The 18,109-nt window shown below is 64.2% G+C and carries 18 protein-coding genes; 6 read left to right on the top strand and 12 right to left on the bottom strand.

The annotated features are described in order from the left end of the window. Positions 1–44 precede the first annotated feature (44 nt). The 8 genes from DEH80_RS12205 to DEH80_RS12240 are packed head-to-tail and all read right to left on the bottom strand — an operon-like array spanning position 45 to position 8,891. The gene (locus DEH80_RS12205; protein ID WP_109720783.1) at positions 45–1,511 is read right to left on the bottom strand and encodes a sodium:solute symporter family transporter; all 1,467 of its coding nucleotides are present in this window, start codon (positions 1,509–1,511) and stop codon (positions 45–47) included. Continuing rightward, the gene (locus DEH80_RS12210; RefSeq protein WP_109720784.1) at positions 1,508–1,918 is read right to left on the bottom strand and encodes a hypothetical protein; all 411 of its coding nucleotides are present in this window, start codon (positions 1,916–1,918) and stop codon (positions 1,508–1,510) included. Before DEH80_RS12210 ends, DEH80_RS12205 begins: the two co-directional genes overlap by 4 nt. A 4-nt stretch (positions 1,919–1,922) precedes the next feature. After that, the gene (locus DEH80_RS12215) at positions 1,923–3,362 is read right to left on the bottom strand and encodes a chitobiase/beta-hexosaminidase C-terminal domain-containing protein (RefSeq protein ID WP_165831456.1); all 1,440 of its coding nucleotides are present in this window, start codon (positions 3,360–3,362) and stop codon (positions 1,923–1,925) included. Positions 3,363–3,373: 11 nt separating this feature from the next. Then, positions 3,374–4,603 carry a transporter gene (locus tag DEH80_RS12220; protein WP_109720786.1) on the bottom strand — a complete coding sequence of 410 codons (1,230 nt, stop codon included), beginning with the start codon at positions 4,601–4,603 and terminating at the stop codon, positions 3,374–3,376. Next, entirely contained in the window at positions 4,600–5,811 is a 1,212-nt protein-coding gene (locus DEH80_RS12225; RefSeq protein WP_109720787.1) for a transporter, read from the bottom strand. The genes DEH80_RS12220 and DEH80_RS12225 overlap by 4 nt, the downstream gene beginning before the upstream one ends. Then, positions 5,789–7,273, bottom strand: coding sequence for a class I adenylate-forming enzyme family protein (locus DEH80_RS12230; protein ID WP_207774583.1), 1,485 nt, complete (start codon positions 7,271–7,273; stop codon positions 5,789–5,791). Before DEH80_RS12230 ends, DEH80_RS12225 begins: the two co-directional genes overlap by 23 nt. 2 nt (positions 7,274–7,275) lie before the next feature. Continuing rightward, the gene (locus DEH80_RS12235) at positions 7,276–8,283 is read right to left on the bottom strand and encodes a 3-oxoacyl-ACP synthase (protein ID WP_109720789.1); all 1,008 of its coding nucleotides are present in this window, start codon (positions 8,281–8,283) and stop codon (positions 7,276–7,278) included. Continuing rightward, positions 8,280–8,891 carry a TetR/AcrR family transcriptional regulator gene (locus tag DEH80_RS12240; protein WP_109720790.1) on the bottom strand — a complete coding sequence of 204 codons (612 nt, stop codon included), beginning with the start codon at positions 8,889–8,891 and terminating at the stop codon, positions 8,280–8,282. The genes DEH80_RS12235 and DEH80_RS12240 overlap by 4 nt, the downstream gene beginning before the upstream one ends. A gap of 266 nt (positions 8,892–9,157) precedes the next feature. Here DEH80_RS12240 and phbB point away from each other — a divergent pair, with 266 nt between their 5' ends. Beyond that, positions 9,158–9,892, top strand: coding sequence for an acetoacetyl-CoA reductase (gene phbB / locus DEH80_RS12245; protein WP_109720791.1), 735 nt, complete (start codon positions 9,158–9,160; stop codon positions 9,890–9,892). A gap of 210 nt (positions 9,893–10,102) precedes the next feature. Further along, positions 10,103–10,408 (top strand): EF-hand domain-containing protein, encoded by a 306-nt coding sequence (locus DEH80_RS12250; protein ID WP_109720792.1) that lies wholly within the window; start codon positions 10,103–10,105, stop codon positions 10,406–10,408. Positions 10,409–10,509: 101 nt separating this feature from the next. On the opposite strand, the gene DEH80_RS12255 is transcribed toward DEH80_RS12250, so the two are convergent. Beyond that, entirely contained in the window at positions 10,510–11,502 is a 993-nt protein-coding gene (locus DEH80_RS12255; RefSeq protein ID WP_109720793.1) for a YhdH/YhfP family quinone oxidoreductase, read from the bottom strand. A gap of 321 nt (positions 11,503–11,823) precedes the next feature. Between DEH80_RS12255 and DEH80_RS12260 the strand changes: the two genes are divergently transcribed. From DEH80_RS12260 to DEH80_RS12270, 3 genes are read left to right on the top strand one after another with little or no spacing between them, the layout of a single operon-like run. Beyond that, complete coding sequence (locus DEH80_RS12260; RefSeq protein ID WP_109720794.1) at positions 11,824–13,176, top strand: GGDEF domain-containing protein; 1,353 nt, start codon at positions 11,824–11,826, stop codon at positions 13,174–13,176. A gap of 49 nt (positions 13,177–13,225) precedes the next feature. Further along, positions 13,226–13,882, top strand: a complete 657-nt coding sequence (pdxH, locus tag DEH80_RS12265) for a pyridoxamine 5'-phosphate oxidase (RefSeq protein ID WP_438938292.1) — start codon at positions 13,226–13,228, stop codon at positions 13,880–13,882. After that, positions 13,879–14,286, top strand: a complete 408-nt coding sequence (locus DEH80_RS12270; RefSeq protein ID WP_109720795.1) for a hypothetical protein — start codon at positions 13,879–13,881, stop codon at positions 14,284–14,286. The genes pdxH and DEH80_RS12270 overlap by 4 nt, the downstream gene beginning before the upstream one ends. 21 nt (positions 14,287–14,307) lie before the next feature. Here the strand turns inward: DEH80_RS12270 and DEH80_RS12275 are convergent, their stop codons facing one another. Both DEH80_RS12275 and DEH80_RS12280 read right to left on the bottom strand, forming a co-directional pair. After that, on the bottom strand, positions 14,308–14,937 hold the full coding sequence (locus tag DEH80_RS12275; protein ID WP_109720796.1) for a glutathione S-transferase family protein: 630 nt from the start codon (positions 14,935–14,937) through the stop codon (positions 14,308–14,310). A gap of 73 nt (positions 14,938–15,010) precedes the next feature. Beyond that, positions 15,011–16,588: a sodium:solute symporter gene (locus tag DEH80_RS12280; RefSeq protein WP_109720797.1), complete on the bottom strand. Its 1,578-nt coding sequence runs from the start codon at positions 16,586–16,588 to the stop codon at positions 15,011–15,013. Positions 16,589–16,727: 139 nt separating this feature from the next. Here DEH80_RS12280 and DEH80_RS12285 point away from each other — a divergent pair, with 139 nt between their 5' ends. Further along, positions 16,728–17,441, top strand: a complete 714-nt coding sequence (locus DEH80_RS12285) for a TVP38/TMEM64 family protein (RefSeq protein WP_109720798.1) — start codon at positions 16,728–16,730, stop codon at positions 17,439–17,441. On the opposite strand, the gene DEH80_RS12290 is transcribed toward DEH80_RS12285, so the two are convergent. Beyond that, a complete protein-coding gene (locus tag DEH80_RS12290) occupies positions 17,438–18,022 on the bottom strand; it encodes a lipocalin family protein (protein WP_243412804.1) in 585 nt (194 codons plus the stop codon). The two genes, DEH80_RS12285 and DEH80_RS12290, sit on opposite strands and share 4 nt — an antisense overlap. Between the last annotated feature and the right edge of the window lie 87 nt (positions 18,023–18,109).

Raw genomic sequence — 18,109 nt, forward strand, 5'->3', positions numbered from 1 at the left:
CCCCGTCTGGACACACCGGGACGAGAGAGCGACTGCGAACCTACTTAAGCCCGCATCACAGCCTCCATATCCGCCGCCAGCGTGCGTGGCTTGGTGACCAGGCTCACCGCGATGAACACGATGAAGCTGAGCACAAAGCTCACTGCCGCCCGATACACATGCCCGGGCAGCAGATCCGGAGCCCAACCAAGGGCTGCGTTGAGTTCGAGTAGCACCTGCAGCAACACGCCGACTGTCAGGCTGGCGATGGCGGCTGCAGGAGTCGCCCGGGACCAGTTCAGCCCCAGTCCTAAGGCCGGTGCCAGCGCAGCGGCAAACGTGCCCCAGCCGAAGATACCCAGCACGGCAACCAGCTGACCGGAGCCGATGGCAACCCCACCTGCTGCCACCGCCAGCGTGACGGTCACAATGCGACCCCAGCGCAGCTGGGCCTCGGCATCCGGCTCGCGACCAAAGGCCAGCGGGAGATCGCGAACAATGGCCGCGGCGCCGATATTGAGAAAGCTGTCTGCGGTGCTCATGCTCGCTGCCGCCACGCCGGCGAAGAACACACCCGCCAGCAAGGCCGGTGCGTACTGCAACATGAACTGCGGCGCGGCATCGTCGGCCATGGGCAGCACCAGCTCCCCGGTCTCGGACAAATAACGGGTCACGGTACCCACCGACAGCCAGACCAGGCTGGTCACCATGGCCGCCGCCGCGGCCACCACCGCGCCCCATTTCATCCGCTTGGGTTCGCGGATCATGTAGAACTTATGGGCGACCTGGGGCTGGCCGAGAATGCCCAGCGCGAAGACGAAGTACCAGCCGATGACGATGCCCGGTCCGAGGTTGCCCCAGGGCGATACCCAGTCGGGGTCGTTGGCGCCGATGGTCTGGATCATGTTGCCCATGCCACCGCCGGTTTCCAGCGCCAGCACGAATGTGATCAGGGCCGCCACCAACATGATCCCGCCCTGGGCCACGTCGGTGTAGATGCCGGCAATCATGCCGCCCGCCGTCGCGTACACCGCCACGATGGCCACACCCAGCACCACGCCCTGCCAGACCGCCAGATCGAAGATCCGCGCCATGATCACGCCCATGGCCAGCGTCTGGGTGGCCAGGTAGCCAATCACGCCCAGCAGGATGGCAACAGCCGCCAGCCCGCGGGCCAGGTTGGAGTCGTACCGTGCATGGATGGCATCGGGCACGGTCATCATCGGCCGCACCGCAGCCAGCAGCCGCATCCGCTTGCCCAGCAGATACCACGCAATGGCAAACGAGGCCGCAGCCGGAAAGGTCAGCATCAGCGTGCCGAAACCAAACTGGTAATGAATACCCGGCCCGCCGATGAACAAGAATCCGCTCATGGCCGATGACATGGTGGCCAGGGCAATGGCCCACATCCCCACGCCCTTGCCGGCAACAAAATAATCCGCCGAGGTTCGGGTGCGGGCCGCCGCCCACAGGCCGATGGCGATCATCCCCACAAAGTAGATCGCCGCCACAATAATGATGGTGGCGTTCATTCGGAGCGATCCCGGAGGTAGGGGCGGATGGACGCCCACGCGGCATCGTCCAGCACATGCCGGTCAAAATGCAGCGCATAGGGCAGGGTGACCAGCAGTAGCGGCGCCGGCCAGAGCAGGTACACCGCCGCGGCAGTGGCCGGAGGTAAACCCAGCAGCAACTGGGCGCTGGCCGAGCTGGCCGCATGCATCAGCGCGAAGGCCAGCAGCCAAACCACCAGCGCGGCCACCAGCCAGGGCCGGAACGGGCCCAGGGACCCCCGGCGCCGGGCGCCCATGGCAATCACCAGCAACATGGCCAGGCTGTAGGACCAGGCGAAGACCAAGCTAAGCCCCAGCCACATGCTGATACCCGCTGCCACCAGTGAGACCAGTAACCCAAGCGCCAGCGGCGTGTTGTCCGACATGTGTCTAACGCCCCTTCTTGCGATCACCGGCATAGTTCACCGGCGTCTCAGGATTGAACTGTCGCTGCAGCGTGTGCCGGGCCTCGACCAGTTCCAGGCTGATATCGAACTCCACGGTCACGGGGTCGGAGCGTTGCCCATCCGGGCCCACCGCCATGGCCGTGAACCGGACCGGGCCCGCCACGTAAACCGGCTCGCGATAAAGCGGCGAACCCGTCTCGATCGGGGTGCCGCTGGTGTTGTAGACGATGAAGGCATCCGGGTCGTCACTGCTCAGCGTGACTTCAACGGGGTGCTCGAAGACCCCTCCGGCCGGTTCGATCTGCAGGCTCGGTGCCTCACGAGCCGGCGCCTGCTCCCCCGCCCAGGCGAAGCGCTCGATGGGCCCGGCCAGCTGCGTCTCCGGGTGCTGTGGATAACAGCTATACACCGGGCCCACGGTCATGAGCAGACGCTCGGTGCCCGGGGTCTGTCGGTCCGGCTGGGAACCGTCGTCGGTGCAATGAATCAGCGCGCCGGGCTGGCTGGCTGTTAACAGGCGCCCGGTCTGACGCATCACCGGCCGGCGGGCACCGTCGTCCGGGACGGGCGCCTTGGCCACCCAGTCCAGCATCACCGCCATGGTTTCGGGGGCCCGAGGCAGCTCCAGGTGATCCAGATACATCCCATCCTCACGGTTGAAGGCGACATTGTTCGCGCCCTCCAGTGACCCGCTGTCCTCCAACGGCGTGGGGAACAACACGTCGCCCCAGCCCGATCCGTCATACAACATCATGTACCGCGTCGGGCCAGGGGTTTCGCCCCCGGCACTCAGCTGCTTGAGCCAGGGGCTATCCGGAAACAGCTCCCAGGACACACCCCGCTGCTGGCCCCGGGTATCGTTCCAGGCTGTCCAAACGCCGTCGTTGGCGCCGGCCACACCGATGAAGTTGCGGACGCGATGGTAGCTATTGGTCTGCTTCATCCACTGGCGGACCAGCGTCACCCCCAGCGAATGGCCAATGACATCGACCTGCTGCACCGGCTCGCCGGTTAGTTGGGTCAGATAGTTGGTCACCGCGTTGACGATGCGGTCCACGCTGGGCACCGACAGGTCGGTCGAGTCGAAATACCGGGGGTTGTCCCAGCCGTACGACAAAGCCCAGGTCTCGTCCTGGGTATAGCCCTGCTCCAGAAAATATTGTCGCGCCGGCAGCCAGAAGGTGGCGGACACCGTATTCCCGTGAATCCAGATCACCGGCACCCGATGCACCCCACCGCCGCCACCGCCGAACCCCGGCATGGGCTGCTCCGTCTCGTAGGAACGGGGCGATTCGAAGTCGGCCGGCAACAGGTCCAGCTTCGGCGCGTCCAGACCCAGCGCAGGGAATAGCACTTCCCGGGGCGCACAGGCAGCCAGTAACAGCACGGCCGCCGCCACGACCAGTCGTTGTTCAAGCTTCATGACCCGCCCCCTCATGGCGCCCAGAACAGGTGGACGAAACGGAACTCGAAGTAGGGCGACGCCGAGACCGCACCGGCTTCCTGAACGGCAAAGAGTTCGGTGTCGACCGTGGAGACCGAATTGCCCGGGCCGCAGTCCGGCTGGGTGCAGACGTCATAGGTCGCGGTGAACTGGCCGCCCCGACCGCCCACAGGCATCGCCACCCGCGCCTGCAACACCGAAGACGTGCGATAGATGTAGTACACGCCCAGCGTGGCCAGCCGGCCTCGGATACCGCGATCCTCATAAGGGCCGGGCCGGGGTTCCAGATAAAACTGATCCAGCGCCGGGCTGTTGCAGATTTCCGGGGTGATCAGCGGATCGATCCCGATCATGCCCAGCACGCTGGTGCCGGCATTGGTGTTGGCACAGGCCGTATCCGGGGCCAGCGGCTGATCCTTGAAGTTAACGGTGAGCTTGTCGTACCGATTGGGACCCACGGATTCCCGGTACGAGTAGCCAATATCGGCAAACCAGTGCTCCGAGAACTTCCAGGCGAAGTTCATTTCGAAGTTGCGGACGTCCGCCGGACGAGTTGGTGTCAGCCCGCCGAACGAAGGATTCGGGTTATCGCCATTGATCTGGTAGGCGAAGGTGCCATCGATGTAGAGCCGGCCGAACAGTTCGGCATGCCAGGCCAGCTGCGGAATCACCGTCCAGTATCCGGTGCCAATGTTGAGCGCCGCGTCTTCGTCGTAGCTACCGATCGGGGCCTTGACCGTGGTGGCAAACAGCCCATTCCACTTCATCGGTCCCCAGCGGTGCTCGTGCCCGTAAACCCCGCAAAGCCCGTAGAAGTCCGACAGCCCATTGGAGCCGGGGCGGATGCCGAATAGACGGGTGCGTTCGGCAATGGCGCCCGTGTTCTGCTGATAGCCCAATCCGATGATGCCGCGACAAAACTGTTTGCGGGTATTGAGGATCGGCACCTGGGTATCGCGGAAGATGTTGCCGACCCACAGGTATTTATAGAGGGCCAGCACCGCATCGGTTGAGTCACCTGCGGGCACGAAGGGCCTGCCCAGCTCCACCTCGTTGCCATGCTTGTCGTAGATGGCCTCGATTTCGGTCGTGATGAAGGTGAATTCCGAGTACGGCGCAGACGCCTGGATGGCGTATTCCGACAGATGCGGCGTGAACACGATGCCGGCTCGGGCCAGCCCCGGCAGGCAGCACAGCGCAAGCAGGATGACGCGGATCATTGCTCACACCCCACGCAGGTGAACGTATCGCCCTCGCCGAAGCGATAGGTGGCCGAAAGCATCCAGCGGTCGGAAGCGAACACCCGGGCGTGGCCGTAACCGTCGACGCGGACCGTCTCCCCGTCGGTGGTGGTGCAGCCCACCGAGCCCGGGGTGCAACCGGGCGGATTTCGGTCGGTATACGGCAGGTCGAACTGCCCGCTGGCGCCTGACAGCGGGTGATCCCAATGTAGGCCCAGCTTCAGGTTCTGGCCGGCGAACCACTCCAGGCCCAAGCCGGCCGAGCGGCGTTGGACGCCGTTATCGTAGTAAAGACCCGGGGTCGGGTAGTTGTCGCCACCCGTGCCGGGCTCCGGCGGGTTCGGGGCAAAGCGCGGGTTGTCATAGCGATTGGGGTCGCCGTCATAACCGGTGGCAAAGGCGGAGACAAACACGCGCTGACCCAGGCGTTGGCTGATGCTGAGATCCCAGACCAGCGCATCCCCCGGCAGGTCGGGCGCCAGCGCACCGAAGGCCGCGTCCTGGTTTTCGTAGAACAGCCGTAGACCTGCGCCCGCATCGATAAAGGTGGATGCCGTGGGCGCCCAGTGGGTACCGAGATGAAAGCGCAGGCTCGGCGTGTTCGTACCCGAGCTGGTCGGGGCATCGCGGTCATACTGGCCCAGATTCACGTTCAACCCCCCGGTCAGCAGCACTGCAAAAGGCCGAGGGCCCCCGCTGCGCCAATCCTCCGAGCCGATCAGAAACCCACCGAACTCAAGCAGCAGATCGCCGACACCGGCGCCGTTGTTGCGCAGGTCATCCGCATCGGTGTCGGCATCGTCGCTGTCATCGTTGATGAAGGTAGCGAGCGCGCCGCGGGTGTCCATGTCGCCGTAGCGCAGGGTGACGCGCGCCAGCCAGGTCCGCGACGAGATAAACGGAAAGGCGTAGTCCTCGAACAGCGGAAAATGCCAGGTGAACGTGGCAACGGCGTCCGTCCGCGGCATGTCGCTGGCGTTTTCCAGCGTGGGCACCGCCGATTCCCTTCGCTGCCCATCGGCGTCGAAGCTGCTGTCCCGGGCGTCGCGCAGGTACGCCAGGTTGACGTACTGCCCAGGGTACAACGGCATGTACCGACCCATTTGCGGCACCGGTTCAAGTACATCCTGCGCCTGCGCGGAGCACGCAAGCAGCAGGGCCAGGCTAGCCAGATGCAGCCGGTTCATGAGTCTCCTCCAGATTCAGCACGGTCATCGCCCGGCGTCTAAGCGCCGGTTTATCGATTTTTCCGGCACCCGTGGTCGGGAGCTCGGTGAGATGCAGCACATGGCGCGGGATTTTGTATCCGGCCAGATGGGGTTTGAGCGCCTCGCGTAGCTGCTCGATGGGCCAGTCGCAGCCTGCGACGGCCGCCACGCCGGCCTCACCCCAGCGGGCGTCCGGCACAGGCAGAACGGCGCATTGTGTCGCCGGTGTGTGGGTCACGACCGCCTGCTCCACCTCTGCGGGGTAGACGTTCTCGCCCCCGGAGATGAACAGCTCCTTGCGCCGGCCGACAATGCGCCAAAGGCCATCCTCACCCACACGCGCAAGGTCGCCCGTCCACAGCCAACCGTTGCGTAGCGCGGCTTCGGTCTCATCGGGCTGGCCCAGGTAGCCGTCGAAAACGTGCTCGCCGGCCAACGTCAGCTCCCCGACGGCCCCAGGCTCAACGGGCCGGCCATCGGGATCACGCAACACGGCCTGCGTGTCCGGCATCGGGCAGCCCACGGCATCGGGCGCGCGATCAGCGGCGGCCTGGTCGATGGTGAAGCAGTTCACGCCGGCCTCGGTGAGGCCGTAGCCCTGTCGAAACGGCACGCCTTTGGCGGCAAAGCGCGCCCTGATCGGGGCCGGGCAAGGCGCTCCACCCGAAATTGCAAATCGAACGCTGCTCAGGTCAGCGGTTTCGAATGCCGGATGCTCGGCCAGCATTTGGTACATGGTGGGCACCAGGAACAGGACCGTTGCCTGGTGCTGCTGCACGTCAGCCAGATAGGCGCCCGGGTCAAACTGCGGAAGCCACACCACCCGTCCGCCTGTCGACCAGATGGGCGTACTCAAGACATTCACCGCCGCATGAAACGCGGGCGTGGCCTGCAGCACACAGTCGTCGCGGCTAAGGCCCCAAGCCAGCACCGTATTGCGCGCGTTGGCGAGGATCTGCCGCAAGGGAATACACGCGGCTTTTGGCAACCCGGTGCTACCGCCGGTTTGCAACAGCATCGCGGTCGCTGTTCGGTCTGCCGGCGGCAGGTCCAGAAGCGGCGACGCGCCCAGCCAAGCCTCACTTGGATCGACAGATTCGATCGGGCAGGTGGGTTGTCCGATCCGGTCTTCCCAATCCGGGGCGCAGAAAACCTGCGCCGGTCGAATCCGCTGGATCAGGCGGTGCTGTTCCGGGGCGGCCAGTCTCGTATTCAGCGGAGCGTAGACGACACCCGTCTGCATGCAGGCCAGCATCAGGTCGACATGAATGATGTGATTGGGCGCGAGCACGGCGACGGCGTCACCCGGCTGCACGCCGCGATCCTGCAATCCTGCGGCGCAGCGCAGCGCGCGCTCGGCCAGTTCTGCGTAGTCGTACCAGCAACCTGCCCAGTGCAGTGCAGGTCGTTCGGACCGCAGCGCCGATAAGAGGGGGTGCATGCTCATTCGCCCGACCATTCCAGGCAGATCGCGTTCCAGACATAGCCGATGCCCGCGGCGACCAGGACGGCCAGGCCGCCTGCCGGCAAACGCCCATCGGCAGCCGCCAGCTGGAGCGATAACACCTGATCGACCTGCCCCATATGGCCGTAATCAGCCAGGTAAATGGAGCGTTCCCGCGGAATGCCCAGGGTGTCCAGCACATGGTCGTGCGCGCTGCGTTTCATGTGCAGCATCGCAACGTGATCGACATCGCCCGGCGTTCGTCCAGAACGGGCCAGGGCGTCCTCGACCACACCGACGAAGTTCGCCATCGACTTTGCATCCAGGCGCGCCTTCATACCGGCCGGGTCGGGGACCGTCAGGCGATAGTCGCCGACATTGTCGGCCGCAAGCGGCGTCCGCGTTCCACCGACCGGAACAATGACATCCAAAGAGAACGCGCCGTCTGTACGAAAGGCGCTGTCGAGGATGCGATGTCCCCGCTCACCGCGCTGTACCACCATCGCCGCGCCGCCGGCCGCCAGGTTGTAGAGGAACCGAACATTGGGGTCGCGGTAGTCAATCAGGTCGCAGTTGCGATAGCCGCCCGCGATCAGCACGGTGTTCACGCGGGGGTCGGCGACAATCAGGTCACGCGCCTGCTTAAGGGCCAGCACGCTGGTCCCACATTTCTGGCCGATGTCGTAGGCCCAAGCGCGGTGGGCACCCAAGTCATGGGCCAGCTTGATACCCGATGTCCAGACCGGGTAGTCCTTGTGCTCCTCGTTCATCGAGATGACCACGTCGACCTCGTCCGCGGCAACGCCGGCATCCGTCAGCGCTCGTTCGGCCGCTTTCACACCCATGGTGTTGGTGTGGTCGTCCGGCCCGGGGAGTCGCTTCTCGCGAATGCCCAACTTGTCGGTCACCACCCATTCCGGCAGATCCGCGGCGGCCGCGATGTCCGCGGCGGTCATGCGACGCTCTGGCAGGTAACTGCCAAGCCCGGTGACGCCCACGTGGGTCATCGGGGGGCCATCCCGTTGGCCAGCAGGTCCATGACGGCGTCCATGACAGCAGCCGGGGTTTCAATCCCGTCCCAGACCGCGAATCTCAGCCCCAGAAAATGGCCAATGCCCATGATGGCCCAGGCCCGTGTTTCGGCGTCACCGGGCGCGAGCTCCCCGCAGTCGGTCGCCTGTGCCAGCACGGCTGCGTACCCCGCGGCCAAGTCTCGGTAGTAGCACTTAAACAGGGCCTCGTCGACGAACTGCGACTCCTGGATGATCCGGTACAGATGGGGATGCTCGAACACATAGCGGACAAAGCCTTCGAGACCCATGCGTTCGGCGGTCATGCGATCGGGTGCACCGGAGACCGCTTCGGCCATGGCCCGCCGCACGCCGACGGACACGTCAGCAACCAGTGCGCGAAAAGCCGCTTCCTTGCTGTCGAAGTACAGGTAGTAAGTCCCCTGTCCGACACCCGCTTCGCTGGTAATCCCGGAGACCGAGGCGGCGTGATAGCCCTTCTGGCCGAACTCGGCTTCGGCCGCAGCCAGCAAACGGCGGCGCGTGGCCTCTCCGCGTTTGGTTGCAGGCTTCTTGATCGCCACGACTTTGTCGTTGCGCGTCATGTCTCGTCCTCGGGCCGTGATCCGGCCGGCTTGTCTCGCACACGGGCCCTGTCGGTGGCTTGAATGCCGGCGGTCTTGCCCGCTTGATACGGGTCTTGCCGCTCTAACCTGACAGGTGATTCAGGTTTCAGTACGCTAGAGCTCGCTTCGGCCGCTGTCAACCACAATCAGACTGCGACGAACCCGGCAGGGCCCGGTGCGGCCCATCACAAGATCACAACCCGGCGACTCGATACCGGGGACGCTAGCAACGAGAGGAGCACACAATGGAACAGCGCATCGCCATCGTCACCGGAGGCACCGGGACCATCGGAACGGAGATCTGCCGCGCCCTGGCCGCCGACGGCTGGACGGTGGCCGCCATCGGACACCCCAGCGAAGCCGATCGCATCGAACAGTGGGTTCAGCAGGCCGGCTTCCCCGTCAAGGCCTGGCTGGCGGAGTTGGCCGACTTTGCGGCCGCCGGCGACACACTGGCAGCCATTGCCGCGGAGATGGGGCCTGTTGAGGCGCTGGTCAACGCCGCCGGTATCACGCGGGACGCACCGCTAAAACGCATGGATGTCGCGGCTTGGCAGGCGGTCATGGATGCCAATCTCAACAGCGTGTTCAACAGCTGTCGACAGGTCATTCCCGGCATGATCGCCGCTGAAAATGGTCGCATCGTGAACATATCGTCTGTAAACGGCCAAAAGGGCCAGTTCGGCCAGACCAATTACTCTGCGGCCAAGGCCGGGATGCACGGCTTCACCATGGCACTGGCTCAGGAAGTGGCCCGACACAACATCACCGTCAATACCGTGTCGCCGGGCTATATCGATTCCCCGATGATTCGCGCGGTGCCGGAGCCGGTGCGCGAGCGCATTCTCGCCGGCATACCGGCGGGTCGTTTCGGACGGCCGGAGGAGATCGCGGAGGTCGTCGCCTTTCTATGCCGCCCGACCACGGCTTACATCAATGGCGCGAACATTCCGGTGAACGGCGCGCAGTTCACGCACTGAGGGCTGTCGGGTTGTCGCGACGGGGCGAAGCCGCTGAATCCGCCAGGGTTTGCGAGGGATACCGCTCCGCCGCGCAACAGGCCCCTGTCTCTAACAAGCGACAGAACTCGGCACTAAGCTGCTGATTTATCGTGTGATTTTTGTGGCACGCCGATTGCGCGATGGATAGCGCATCACTTGCTATTCATTCGCATGACAGGAGGTCACGACATGACCCGATTCATCATCACCACCGCCGCCGCCCTGTTCGCAGGCTCTGCACTCGCCGGCAACACGCTGGGCGCTGACGTCAACGCCGATGTGGGCATCGACCTGTCTGGACAGACAGACACCGAGTTCTCGACGCTGGACGCCAATGGCGACGGCATGATCAGCCAGGCCGAGGCCGAAGCGGATAGCACCGCGTCCATACGCTTTAACGAAGTGGATGAGAACCATGACGACATGCTGACCCGCGCCGAATTCTCTGCGATTGCGTCTAGCTCCGCCGAGATGGAAGACGAAACCGCCGAATAATTCGGTGCCGCAAAGGCGTGAGTCCGCGCTGTGCGCGGCTCTACGCGAGGGGCGACCTGTGCAAACGGGTCGCCCCTTTTTTGTTGGCGTGACCCCAGGGTCTAGTCGCCCAACCGGACCACCGTGCGACCGGTCTGTGACCCAGCCATCATGTCCGCGCAAGCAGCCGGCACTTCATCCAACCCGATCTCGCGCGTCACGATGGTGTTCATCACTGCCGGCTTCCAGTCGCTGGCCAGGTGATCCCAGACATCGAGCCGGCGCGACATCGGGCACTCCACCGAGTGGATACCCACCATCGACACACCCCGCAGAATCAGTGGCAGCACCGTCAAATCCAGCTTGACGCCTCCGGCCAAACCGATGCTCGCGACATTGCCGTATTCAACAACGCTGCGCACCAGACGGGACAGCAAATCGCCCCCGACATTGTCGATGACACCACCGTAGCGTCCGGATTCCAGCGGTCGATCACCAATGGCCAGATCATCGGGAGCGATGATCTCGGAGGCGCCCAGGCCACGGAGATAATCTGCCGCGGACGCCTTGCGCGAGACGGCGTGCACGTCGTAGCCCAGCTGGCTGAGAATCGCGATGGCATACGAACCCACCCCGCCGGTCGCGCCGGTGACCGCCACAGGCCCCAATTCGGGATCCTGTCCGTTGTCGAGCAACCGTGACATGGCCAGACCGGCCGTGAAGCCGGCGGTGCCGTAGGCCATGGCCTCCCGTAGTGACAAGCCTTCAGGCAACCGGACGACACGATCAGCGGGCAGGGTCACCGATGTGGCCAAACCGCCATCCCGCGTCTCCGACAGGCCATAGCCCGTCACCAGCACAGGATCGCCTTCGAAAAACCCTTCGGCGCGTGATGCCTCGACCACACCTGAGACGTCGATCCCGGCGGTCAGGGGAAACTGTCGGAGAATCTTGCCCTTGCCGGTGACCGCCAGCGCGTCCTTGTAGTTCAGGCCGGACCACTGCGCCCGGATGCGCAACTCGCCCGGCCCCGGATCCGGCGCCGACCAGGCCTCGATCCGGGCCTCGGTCCCCTGTTCCTGTCGATGTACGCGGAGAGCGCGTCCCTGTTCCATGGGGCAATGCCTGGGCCAAATGAGCGCCTATGGTAACGGGGCGTCGCCGGAACTCACGCCCACCGTTGGCAACTCGGCCAGAGGGATCGTAAAGACTCCGTGAATTTCAGCCGCGTCGCCGACCCGCGAACCGATTAGCGGATTGCGTCAGCAGAACAACGGTGGGCCAATTCAGGCGTCGTCAGCGGCGTGATGACCACCGGTTTACACCATGTCGGCTATAAACGCGCGAGCACGTAGATTAATCGTGCGCCCGTCGTTGATTCGAGGCAGACCAGCAGGCATTTGAGTTTGAGTTCCGCAACAGGCATCAAACTATCCATGATCTGGGCGCAGTGCTCTCCGGAGCTGCGCTGGCGCGTCTGTGCGGCCCTGCTTTTCGCCGCCATACTCGCCATCGGCGAGGCCTGTATCCGGCTCTACGAGCAATCTGCCCAGGCCGAAGCGCACACCGATGCGGCCGTCGCACTCGGACAGGCACAGGCCCGCGTCGAGAGCGAGCTGGGCTCGTTGCTGTATCTAAGCAGCGGCCTCAGCGCGTATTTCACCTTGAACGCAGACCGTCTGGACGCCGGTGAAGTCACCGAGTTGTTCGCGCTGCTCTACGCCGACACCGAACATGTCCGCAACTTCGGGCTGGCCATCGGCTATGTGCTGGCACACGTGTATCCGGAAGCCGGCAACTCAACCGCCGTGGGGCTGGATTACCGCAAGCTGCCGCGCCAGTACGAAGCCGTGCAACAAGCCATTAACTCCGGCCAACCCACCTTGTCACCACTGCTGGACCTGGCCCAGGGCGGGCAGGGCGTGATCTACCGCGCGCCCATCTTCCGGCAGGGCGAGTACTGGGGGCTGCTCAGCACCGTGATCGATATTCGCGGATTGCTGCTGGACGTCTTTGCCGACCCGGCGTTTCGGGATTTGTCGGTTGCCGTGCGTGATGACGGCCCGGGGGGCGCCGTCATGTGGGGCGCTGCCGACCTCTTCGACGCCCCCGGCCATCCGCTGCTGGTATCGGACTTCGGCTGGAATTACGTCGCGGAACCCCAGCGCGATCCCCGGACGGTGGTCACGCTCTGGGTTCTGCGCGGCTTTGCCGTGATTTTGGCCTTGTCGCTGGCATTCAGCCTCTATATGGGCCTGCAACACCGCGAAGATTTGATCCGCCTGTCGCAGGAGGACACGCTGACCGGCTTGGCCAACCGGCGGCGCCTGGACGAGCGCATTCGTCAGGGCCTGCACCAGCTGCGAGTCCACGGCCGCCGGGGATTCATCCTGATTTTCGTTGACCTGGATGGTTTCAAACAGATCAACGACAGCATGGGCCACCGCGCCGGCGACGCCGTTCTCGCCGAGGTGGCTAATCGGCTGATCACACTCAGTCGGGAAGCCGACCTGCCGGCCCGCTGGGGCGGTGATGAATTCGCCATCTACCTGAGCGCCAACGAACCGCAGTCGGTGGAATCGGTGCTGGCGCGTTTTCGCACCGTGTTCGACCGCCCCGTCAGCTTCAACGGGACCTCGATCATCGTGCGCGGCTCCATCGGCTATGCACAGGCGCCGGCGGATGGCCTGACGGAACAGGAGCTGGTCGCCGCGGCAGACCGACGCATGTACCGCCAGAAGTCCGAGCGCCCGGGACTACGCACCCTGCCCACCGGAGCCGGGCGCTAGGCAGTCGCCTGGACGAACAGACAGCGACCGGGCAGTCCAGGCATCATGCCTGCCCACTTTGCTGAATCGAATGCTGATGGCCCAGTACACCCTGCATGAGCAAACCGGCCTGGAGTTAGGCGATCTGCCGAGCAATCCGCTGGAAGGCGTACGGGACTGGGTCGCCGCCGCCCGTGAGGCCGGGCAAATCGAACCGGTTGCCGCCACGCTAGCAACCGCGGACGACTCCGGCATGCCGGCGGCGCGCATTGTTCTGGTCAAGCAATTCGCCGACGATGGCGTCGCGTTCTACACCAATCACGACAGCAACAAGGGGCGAGACCTCGCCGCCAACCCACGCGCTGCGCTGTGCTTTTGGTGGGATCGCCTGCAACGCCAGGTCCGGCTGGCCGGGCCGGTGCAGCGCATGCCGCAATCCGAGGCCGACCACTATTTCCAGAGCCGACCGCGGGGCAGCCGTATCGGGGCCTGGGCATCCGAACAGTCCCGGCCGGTCGACTCCCGCGAGGCGCTGGAAGCCCGTGTGGAGGCCGTCGCCGAACAATTCGGGGACGAGGACATCCCGATTCCGGATTTCTGGGGTGGCTACTGGCTGCGCCCGGCGGTCGTTGAGTTCTGGCAGGGGCGCAACAATCGGCTGCACGACCGCATCTGCTACCGGCGTGGCGAGCACGGCGACTGGCAGCGCGAGCGACTGGAGCCATGAGCGCGCTGTGGCGACGCTTTATCGCGTCGAACCAGTCATTCATGCGACTGCCCTTGTGGGTCCGCGTCTGGATTCTGGGCGGCCTGGGCTTGGTCAATGCAGCCGCGCTGCTGCTCACGCACTGGCCCACGGGCTACTGGGCCAGCTGGGCGCTGGCCGCGATCATCGCAATCAACCTCCCGATGGTCCTCATCCAGCAGGGATATAGCCGCGCATTGGCGATACCCCACCTGCTGGTATGGATTCCGCTTTGCGCCTACGCAGCCCTGCGGCTAACAGCAACAGAGGCCAGCGACGGCGAACGGGTGTACGCCGCCCTGCTGCTCGCGGTCAATGGCACGTCCGTCGCCTTCGACCTGTTCGATAGCTGGCGCTGGCTGCGAGGAGACCGGGCCGTCGCCTGATCCGACGACCCGGGGTCCGGCCTAGCGGGTCTTGTCGCCGTAAGCTGCCTTGGCGGCCGGCCGACTGGCCATGGCGTCATACCATCGCTGCAGATTTGGCTGGTCGTCGGCCGGTGCAAATCCGCTGAGCTGAAAGAAACGCAGGGCGCAGTACGCCGTAATGTCGGCCACCGTCAGTGCGTCACCGGCAACAAAAGCCTGATCTGCCAAGGTCTTATCCAGCCGCTTCAGGCGCTTCTCTGCCACAACGCGCTGCTTTTCGCCCCATTCAGGCACCTGATCCTCGGCCATCTTCATGCCCGGGTGTGTATGCCGAAAGCACATCGCCATGGGCAACATCACCTCGAACTCCATCATCCGATTCCACATCTCGACCAAACCTTGTTGCTCCGGCCGCAGTCCGAACAAATTCGGCTCCGGGTGAATCGCTTCGATATAGCGGCAGATCGCCATGGTTTCGCAGATGATCACGCCATTATCCAGTTCCAGCGCTGGCGTCCGACCATTGGGGACCCGTGCGCGATACTCCGGCGACTTGTGGACGCCCGCACGCAGGTCGACGATCTCTTTGTCCAGCTCCAACCCTTTCTCGGCCAGGAAGTAATCCACGCGAGCCGTGCTCACAGTTTGTGGGGTACCGATCAGCTTCATGTTGTCTCCCTCGATCTTGATGTCATTGCGTATTAATTGGATTGAGCCCGACGGTCGCCCCGTCGCCCGGGTGTCACCAGAAGGCGAGCACCATCAGCACCGTCAGCAGCACGAGCACGCCGGCCTGCAACCGATAATCCGTGAGTATCCCGCCCGGACGCATCTGCTTGGACCGCTCGTCCGGCGGCCAGGTGATGTGCTGTGGCAGCGTGAAGTCGCGCCCCATCGCCCAGGACACCAGCACCAGCAACACCGCGGTCCAGGCCGTCAGCACGATGGCCATGATCGTGAAATGGACATCGATAACACCGCTGACCGGGCCTAGCACGAACAAGATGGCCGAGCTGCCATGGCCCAGTGCCAGTGCCCAGAACCCGGCTTTGGGGTGGGCACCCTTCCAAAAAATGCCGACCAGGAAGATCGCAACCAATGGCGTCGTGATGTACGCAAATGCCGACTGGATGTAGTTCCAAAGCCCCGGAAAGTCCTTGATCTGCGGCGCCCAGGCAATGGCAATCGCCATGAAGACGAAGGTGCAGATGCGTCCGATGCGGGCCGTTTGCTCGGGTGTCAGATGGGGTCGCCTGGGTTTGATGAAGTCCAGTGTCACCAATGTCGATGCTGAGTTCAGCGTGGAATCCACCGACGACATGATGGCGGCAATCAACCCGGCCATCACCAGCCCCACCGCCCCCACCGGCAGCAGCTCGGTCACCATGGTCGGAAACACCTGATCCTTGTTCTCGATGTCGGGGAATAGCGAAATCGCAAATGCCGCCGGCAGAATCATGATGAACAACGGCAATAGCTTCAGCGCCCCGCCGAGCATGGCGCCGCTGCGCGCAGCCTGCAGGTCGCGAGCCCCCAGTGCGCGCTGGATGATGTACTGGTTCATGGTCCAGTAGTAAAAGCCGATCAGCGGCACGCCCAGCAACAGGCCGGGCCAGGGCAGCACATCGTCATCGGCGGGCCGGATGATGGACAAATGCTCGGGCGGGACGGCCTCGGTGGCCTTGGCCCAGGACCAGTCGAAGCGGTCGAAAATAATGAGCCCCATGGCGGCCGATCCGACAATCAGGATGACGGCCTGCAGCACATCCGTCAGCACCACTGCCTTCAGCCCACCGGCGGCGGTGTAGATCCCGGCAAACAATCCCAGTCCCAGGCAAAACCAGAACAGGTGCTGCCCCCCGCTATCCGGAAAGAACAGCTTGTCGAGCACCAGCGACCCGGCGTAAAGCCCGCCCGCCATATCGACCACAATCGACAGGAAGATGGTGATGCAGGACAGATAAAGCCGCACACGGTCGTCGTAGCGTTTGGCCAGAAACTCCGGAACCGTGGAGATCCGGGTGCGGATGTAGAACGGCAAGACGAAGATGGCCGTGAACACGAGGATGAGCCCGGCCATCCACTCGTAGGCAGAGACGGCAATCCCGGTGGCATAGGCATCGCCCGCCAGACCGATGAGCGTCTGGGCGGAAATATTGGACGCGAACAGCGAAAAACCGATGACGCCGAAGCCCAAGGCACGCCCGGCGAGGAACAAATCATCACCGCTTTTGGTCTGGCGCGACACGTAGACGCCGATTCCAATCACGATGGCGAAATAGCCGACGATTAGCCCGATATCGATGGGATGAATGCTCATCTCCACGCTGTGCTCCTTGCCTTGCAGTGCTCTCCTTCGCTGCAGCAAGCCTAGCTAAACGCTTGGACCGATGCGACCGAACCCCAGGGCCGGCCGGGGCCGATGTTAGGGTAGTGCGCCCACGTCATCTCCTGTCTTGATGTCAGACCCCCAGCAACAATCCCCTGGTCGAACCCTGCGTCGTAAGGCGGCCATCGTGTCCATCGGGCTGGTGGTGGTGCTTGCCGCGTTGGCCGCACTGTGGCGATTCACCCCGCTATCCGAGCTGGCACGACCCGAGCGGGTGGCCGAGTTGCTCGGGGCCTATGTCGATAGCCCCTGGGCACCGCTGACGGTCCTGCTGATTTACCTGCTGGGCAATGCCGTACTGTTTCCGACGCTGGTGCTCAACATGACGATGATTCTGACGCTGGGCGCCGGCTGGGGGTTTGTCTACGCCATGTACGGCAGCATGGCGGCCGGCCTGGCCGGGTACGCTCTAGGTCGCCTGTTCGGCCGCAAGCCGCTGGAGAAGCTGGAGATTCGCCGCCTGGAGCGAACCATCGAGCTGCTACGACGCAGCGGCGTGGTCGGACTGGCGGTGCTACGACTGGTGCCTGTCGCACCGTATCCGGTGGTGAATGCGGTGCTCGGAGCCGCCGGCATCGGTGTTGTGGTCTACAGCATCGGCACCTTCGTCGGCCTGCTACCCAGCGTGCTGGCCATGACGGCCGTGGGACATCAGCTGCGGGCGCTGATCGAGCACCCCGACCCGACCCGCATTGCGTTGTTGGTGCTGGTCACGCTGGTTTGCCTGACCGCACTGTGGTTCATCCAACGTCTGGCGCGTCGAAAGCTCGCCTCCGCGGGCTAATCGGTGGTCAGTTCGAAATCCACATCCTGACGCCGGTTCAAAGGCTGCTGGGGGACCTTACGCAGTTGGCCGACGTCGTACCCCAGGGCTGCCACGCGCTGTACCAGACCCTGGTAGGTGGCCTCGTCGATCTGCGGGCGACGCGCCATGATCCACACCCAGTCGCGCTTGGATCGAGCGACGATGGTGGTCTCGTAGGCGGCGTCCACATACGCGATGGTGTACTCCATCTTGATGGGCCAGATGAACTGCATGGCCCAGACCGCGCCATCGCCTTCGTCCAGCACAAACCCCGTGGGCTCCATTCGTTTGGCTTCACCGTCAAAGCCGCCGTCCCGATACGTGTACACCGTGTTGATGCGGTTGCCGTCACCGCGCTGGTAGCGCTCGATGTTGTTGTACGAATCGCTGACCACCCCGGGCGGGATATGCGCAATCACGAACCATCCGCCCATATAACGGTCGACATTGACGGAGTCCATGCGCGGAAACTGCTCGGGCGGCATGACGCTGCAGGCGCCCAGCAGCAGACAAACAGGCACGGCGGCCAGCAGGCGATACATCGTAGGAATCACGTTCATCGGGGACTCGCAGGACAAACCGGCTTGCAGGCTAGCCCGCCCGGGCCGGCTTCGCCGGGCTGTACAGCCCCCCCGACCCTGACCAAG

It is taken from the genome of Abyssibacter profundi (genome assembly GCF_003151135.1).
Lineage (GTDB): Bacteria > Pseudomonadota > Gammaproteobacteria > Nevskiales > OUC007 > Abyssibacter > Abyssibacter profundi.

Excerpts from the sequence above, each read along its gene's own strand:
- phbB (WP_109720791.1), top strand. The coding sequence starts at position 9,158 with ATGGAACAGCGCATCGCCATCGTCACCGGAGGCACCGGGACCATCGGA.
- DEH80_RS12290 (WP_243412804.1), bottom strand. The coding sequence starts at position 18,022 with ATGAACGTGATTCCTACGATGTATCGCCTGCTGGCCGCCGTGCCTGTT.
- DEH80_RS12250 (WP_109720792.1), top strand. The coding sequence starts at position 10,103 with ATGACCCGATTCATCATCACCACCGCCGCCGCCCTGTTCGCAGGCTCT.
- DEH80_RS12270 (WP_109720795.1), top strand. The coding sequence starts at position 13,879 with ATGAGCGCGCTGTGGCGACGCTTTATCGCGTCGAACCAGTCATTCATG.
- DEH80_RS12280 (WP_109720797.1), bottom strand. The coding sequence starts at position 16,588 with ATGAGCATTCATCCCATCGATATCGGGCTAATCGTCGGCTATTTCGCC.
- DEH80_RS12240 (WP_109720790.1), bottom strand. The coding sequence starts at position 8,891 with ATGACGCGCAACGACAAAGTCGTGGCGATCAAGAAGCCTGCAACCAAA.
- DEH80_RS12205 (WP_109720783.1), bottom strand. The coding sequence starts at position 1,511 with ATGAACGCCACCATCATTATTGTGGCGGCGATCTACTTTGTGGGGATG.
- DEH80_RS12210 (WP_109720784.1), bottom strand. The coding sequence starts at position 1,918 with ATGTCGGACAACACGCCGCTGGCGCTTGGGTTACTGGTCTCACTGGTG.
- DEH80_RS12220 (WP_109720786.1), bottom strand. The coding sequence starts at position 4,603 with ATGATCCGCGTCATCCTGCTTGCGCTGTGCTGCCTGCCGGGGCTGGCC.
- DEH80_RS12235 (WP_109720789.1), bottom strand. The coding sequence starts at position 8,283 with ATGACCCACGTGGGCGTCACCGGGCTTGGCAGTTACCTGCCAGAGCGT.
- DEH80_RS12215 (WP_165831456.1), bottom strand. The coding sequence starts at position 3,362 with ATGAAGCTTGAACAACGACTGGTCGTGGCGGCGGCCGTGCTGTTACTG.
- DEH80_RS12260 (WP_109720794.1), top strand. The coding sequence starts at position 11,824 with ATGATCTGGGCGCAGTGCTCTCCGGAGCTGCGCTGGCGCGTCTGTGCG.
- DEH80_RS12225 (WP_109720787.1), bottom strand. The coding sequence starts at position 5,811 with ATGAACCGGCTGCATCTGGCTAGCCTGGCCCTGCTGCTTGCGTGCTCC.
- DEH80_RS12285 (WP_109720798.1), top strand. The coding sequence starts at position 16,728 with ATGTCAGACCCCCAGCAACAATCCCCTGGTCGAACCCTGCGTCGTAAG.
- DEH80_RS12275 (WP_109720796.1), bottom strand. The coding sequence starts at position 14,937 with ATGAAGCTGATCGGTACCCCACAAACTGTGAGCACGGCTCGCGTGGAT.
- DEH80_RS12230 (WP_207774583.1), bottom strand. The coding sequence starts at position 7,273 with ATGCACCCCCTCTTATCGGCGCTGCGGTCCGAACGACCTGCACTGCAC.
- DEH80_RS12255 (WP_109720793.1), bottom strand. The coding sequence starts at position 11,502 with ATGGAACAGGGACGCGCTCTCCGCGTACATCGACAGGAACAGGGGACC.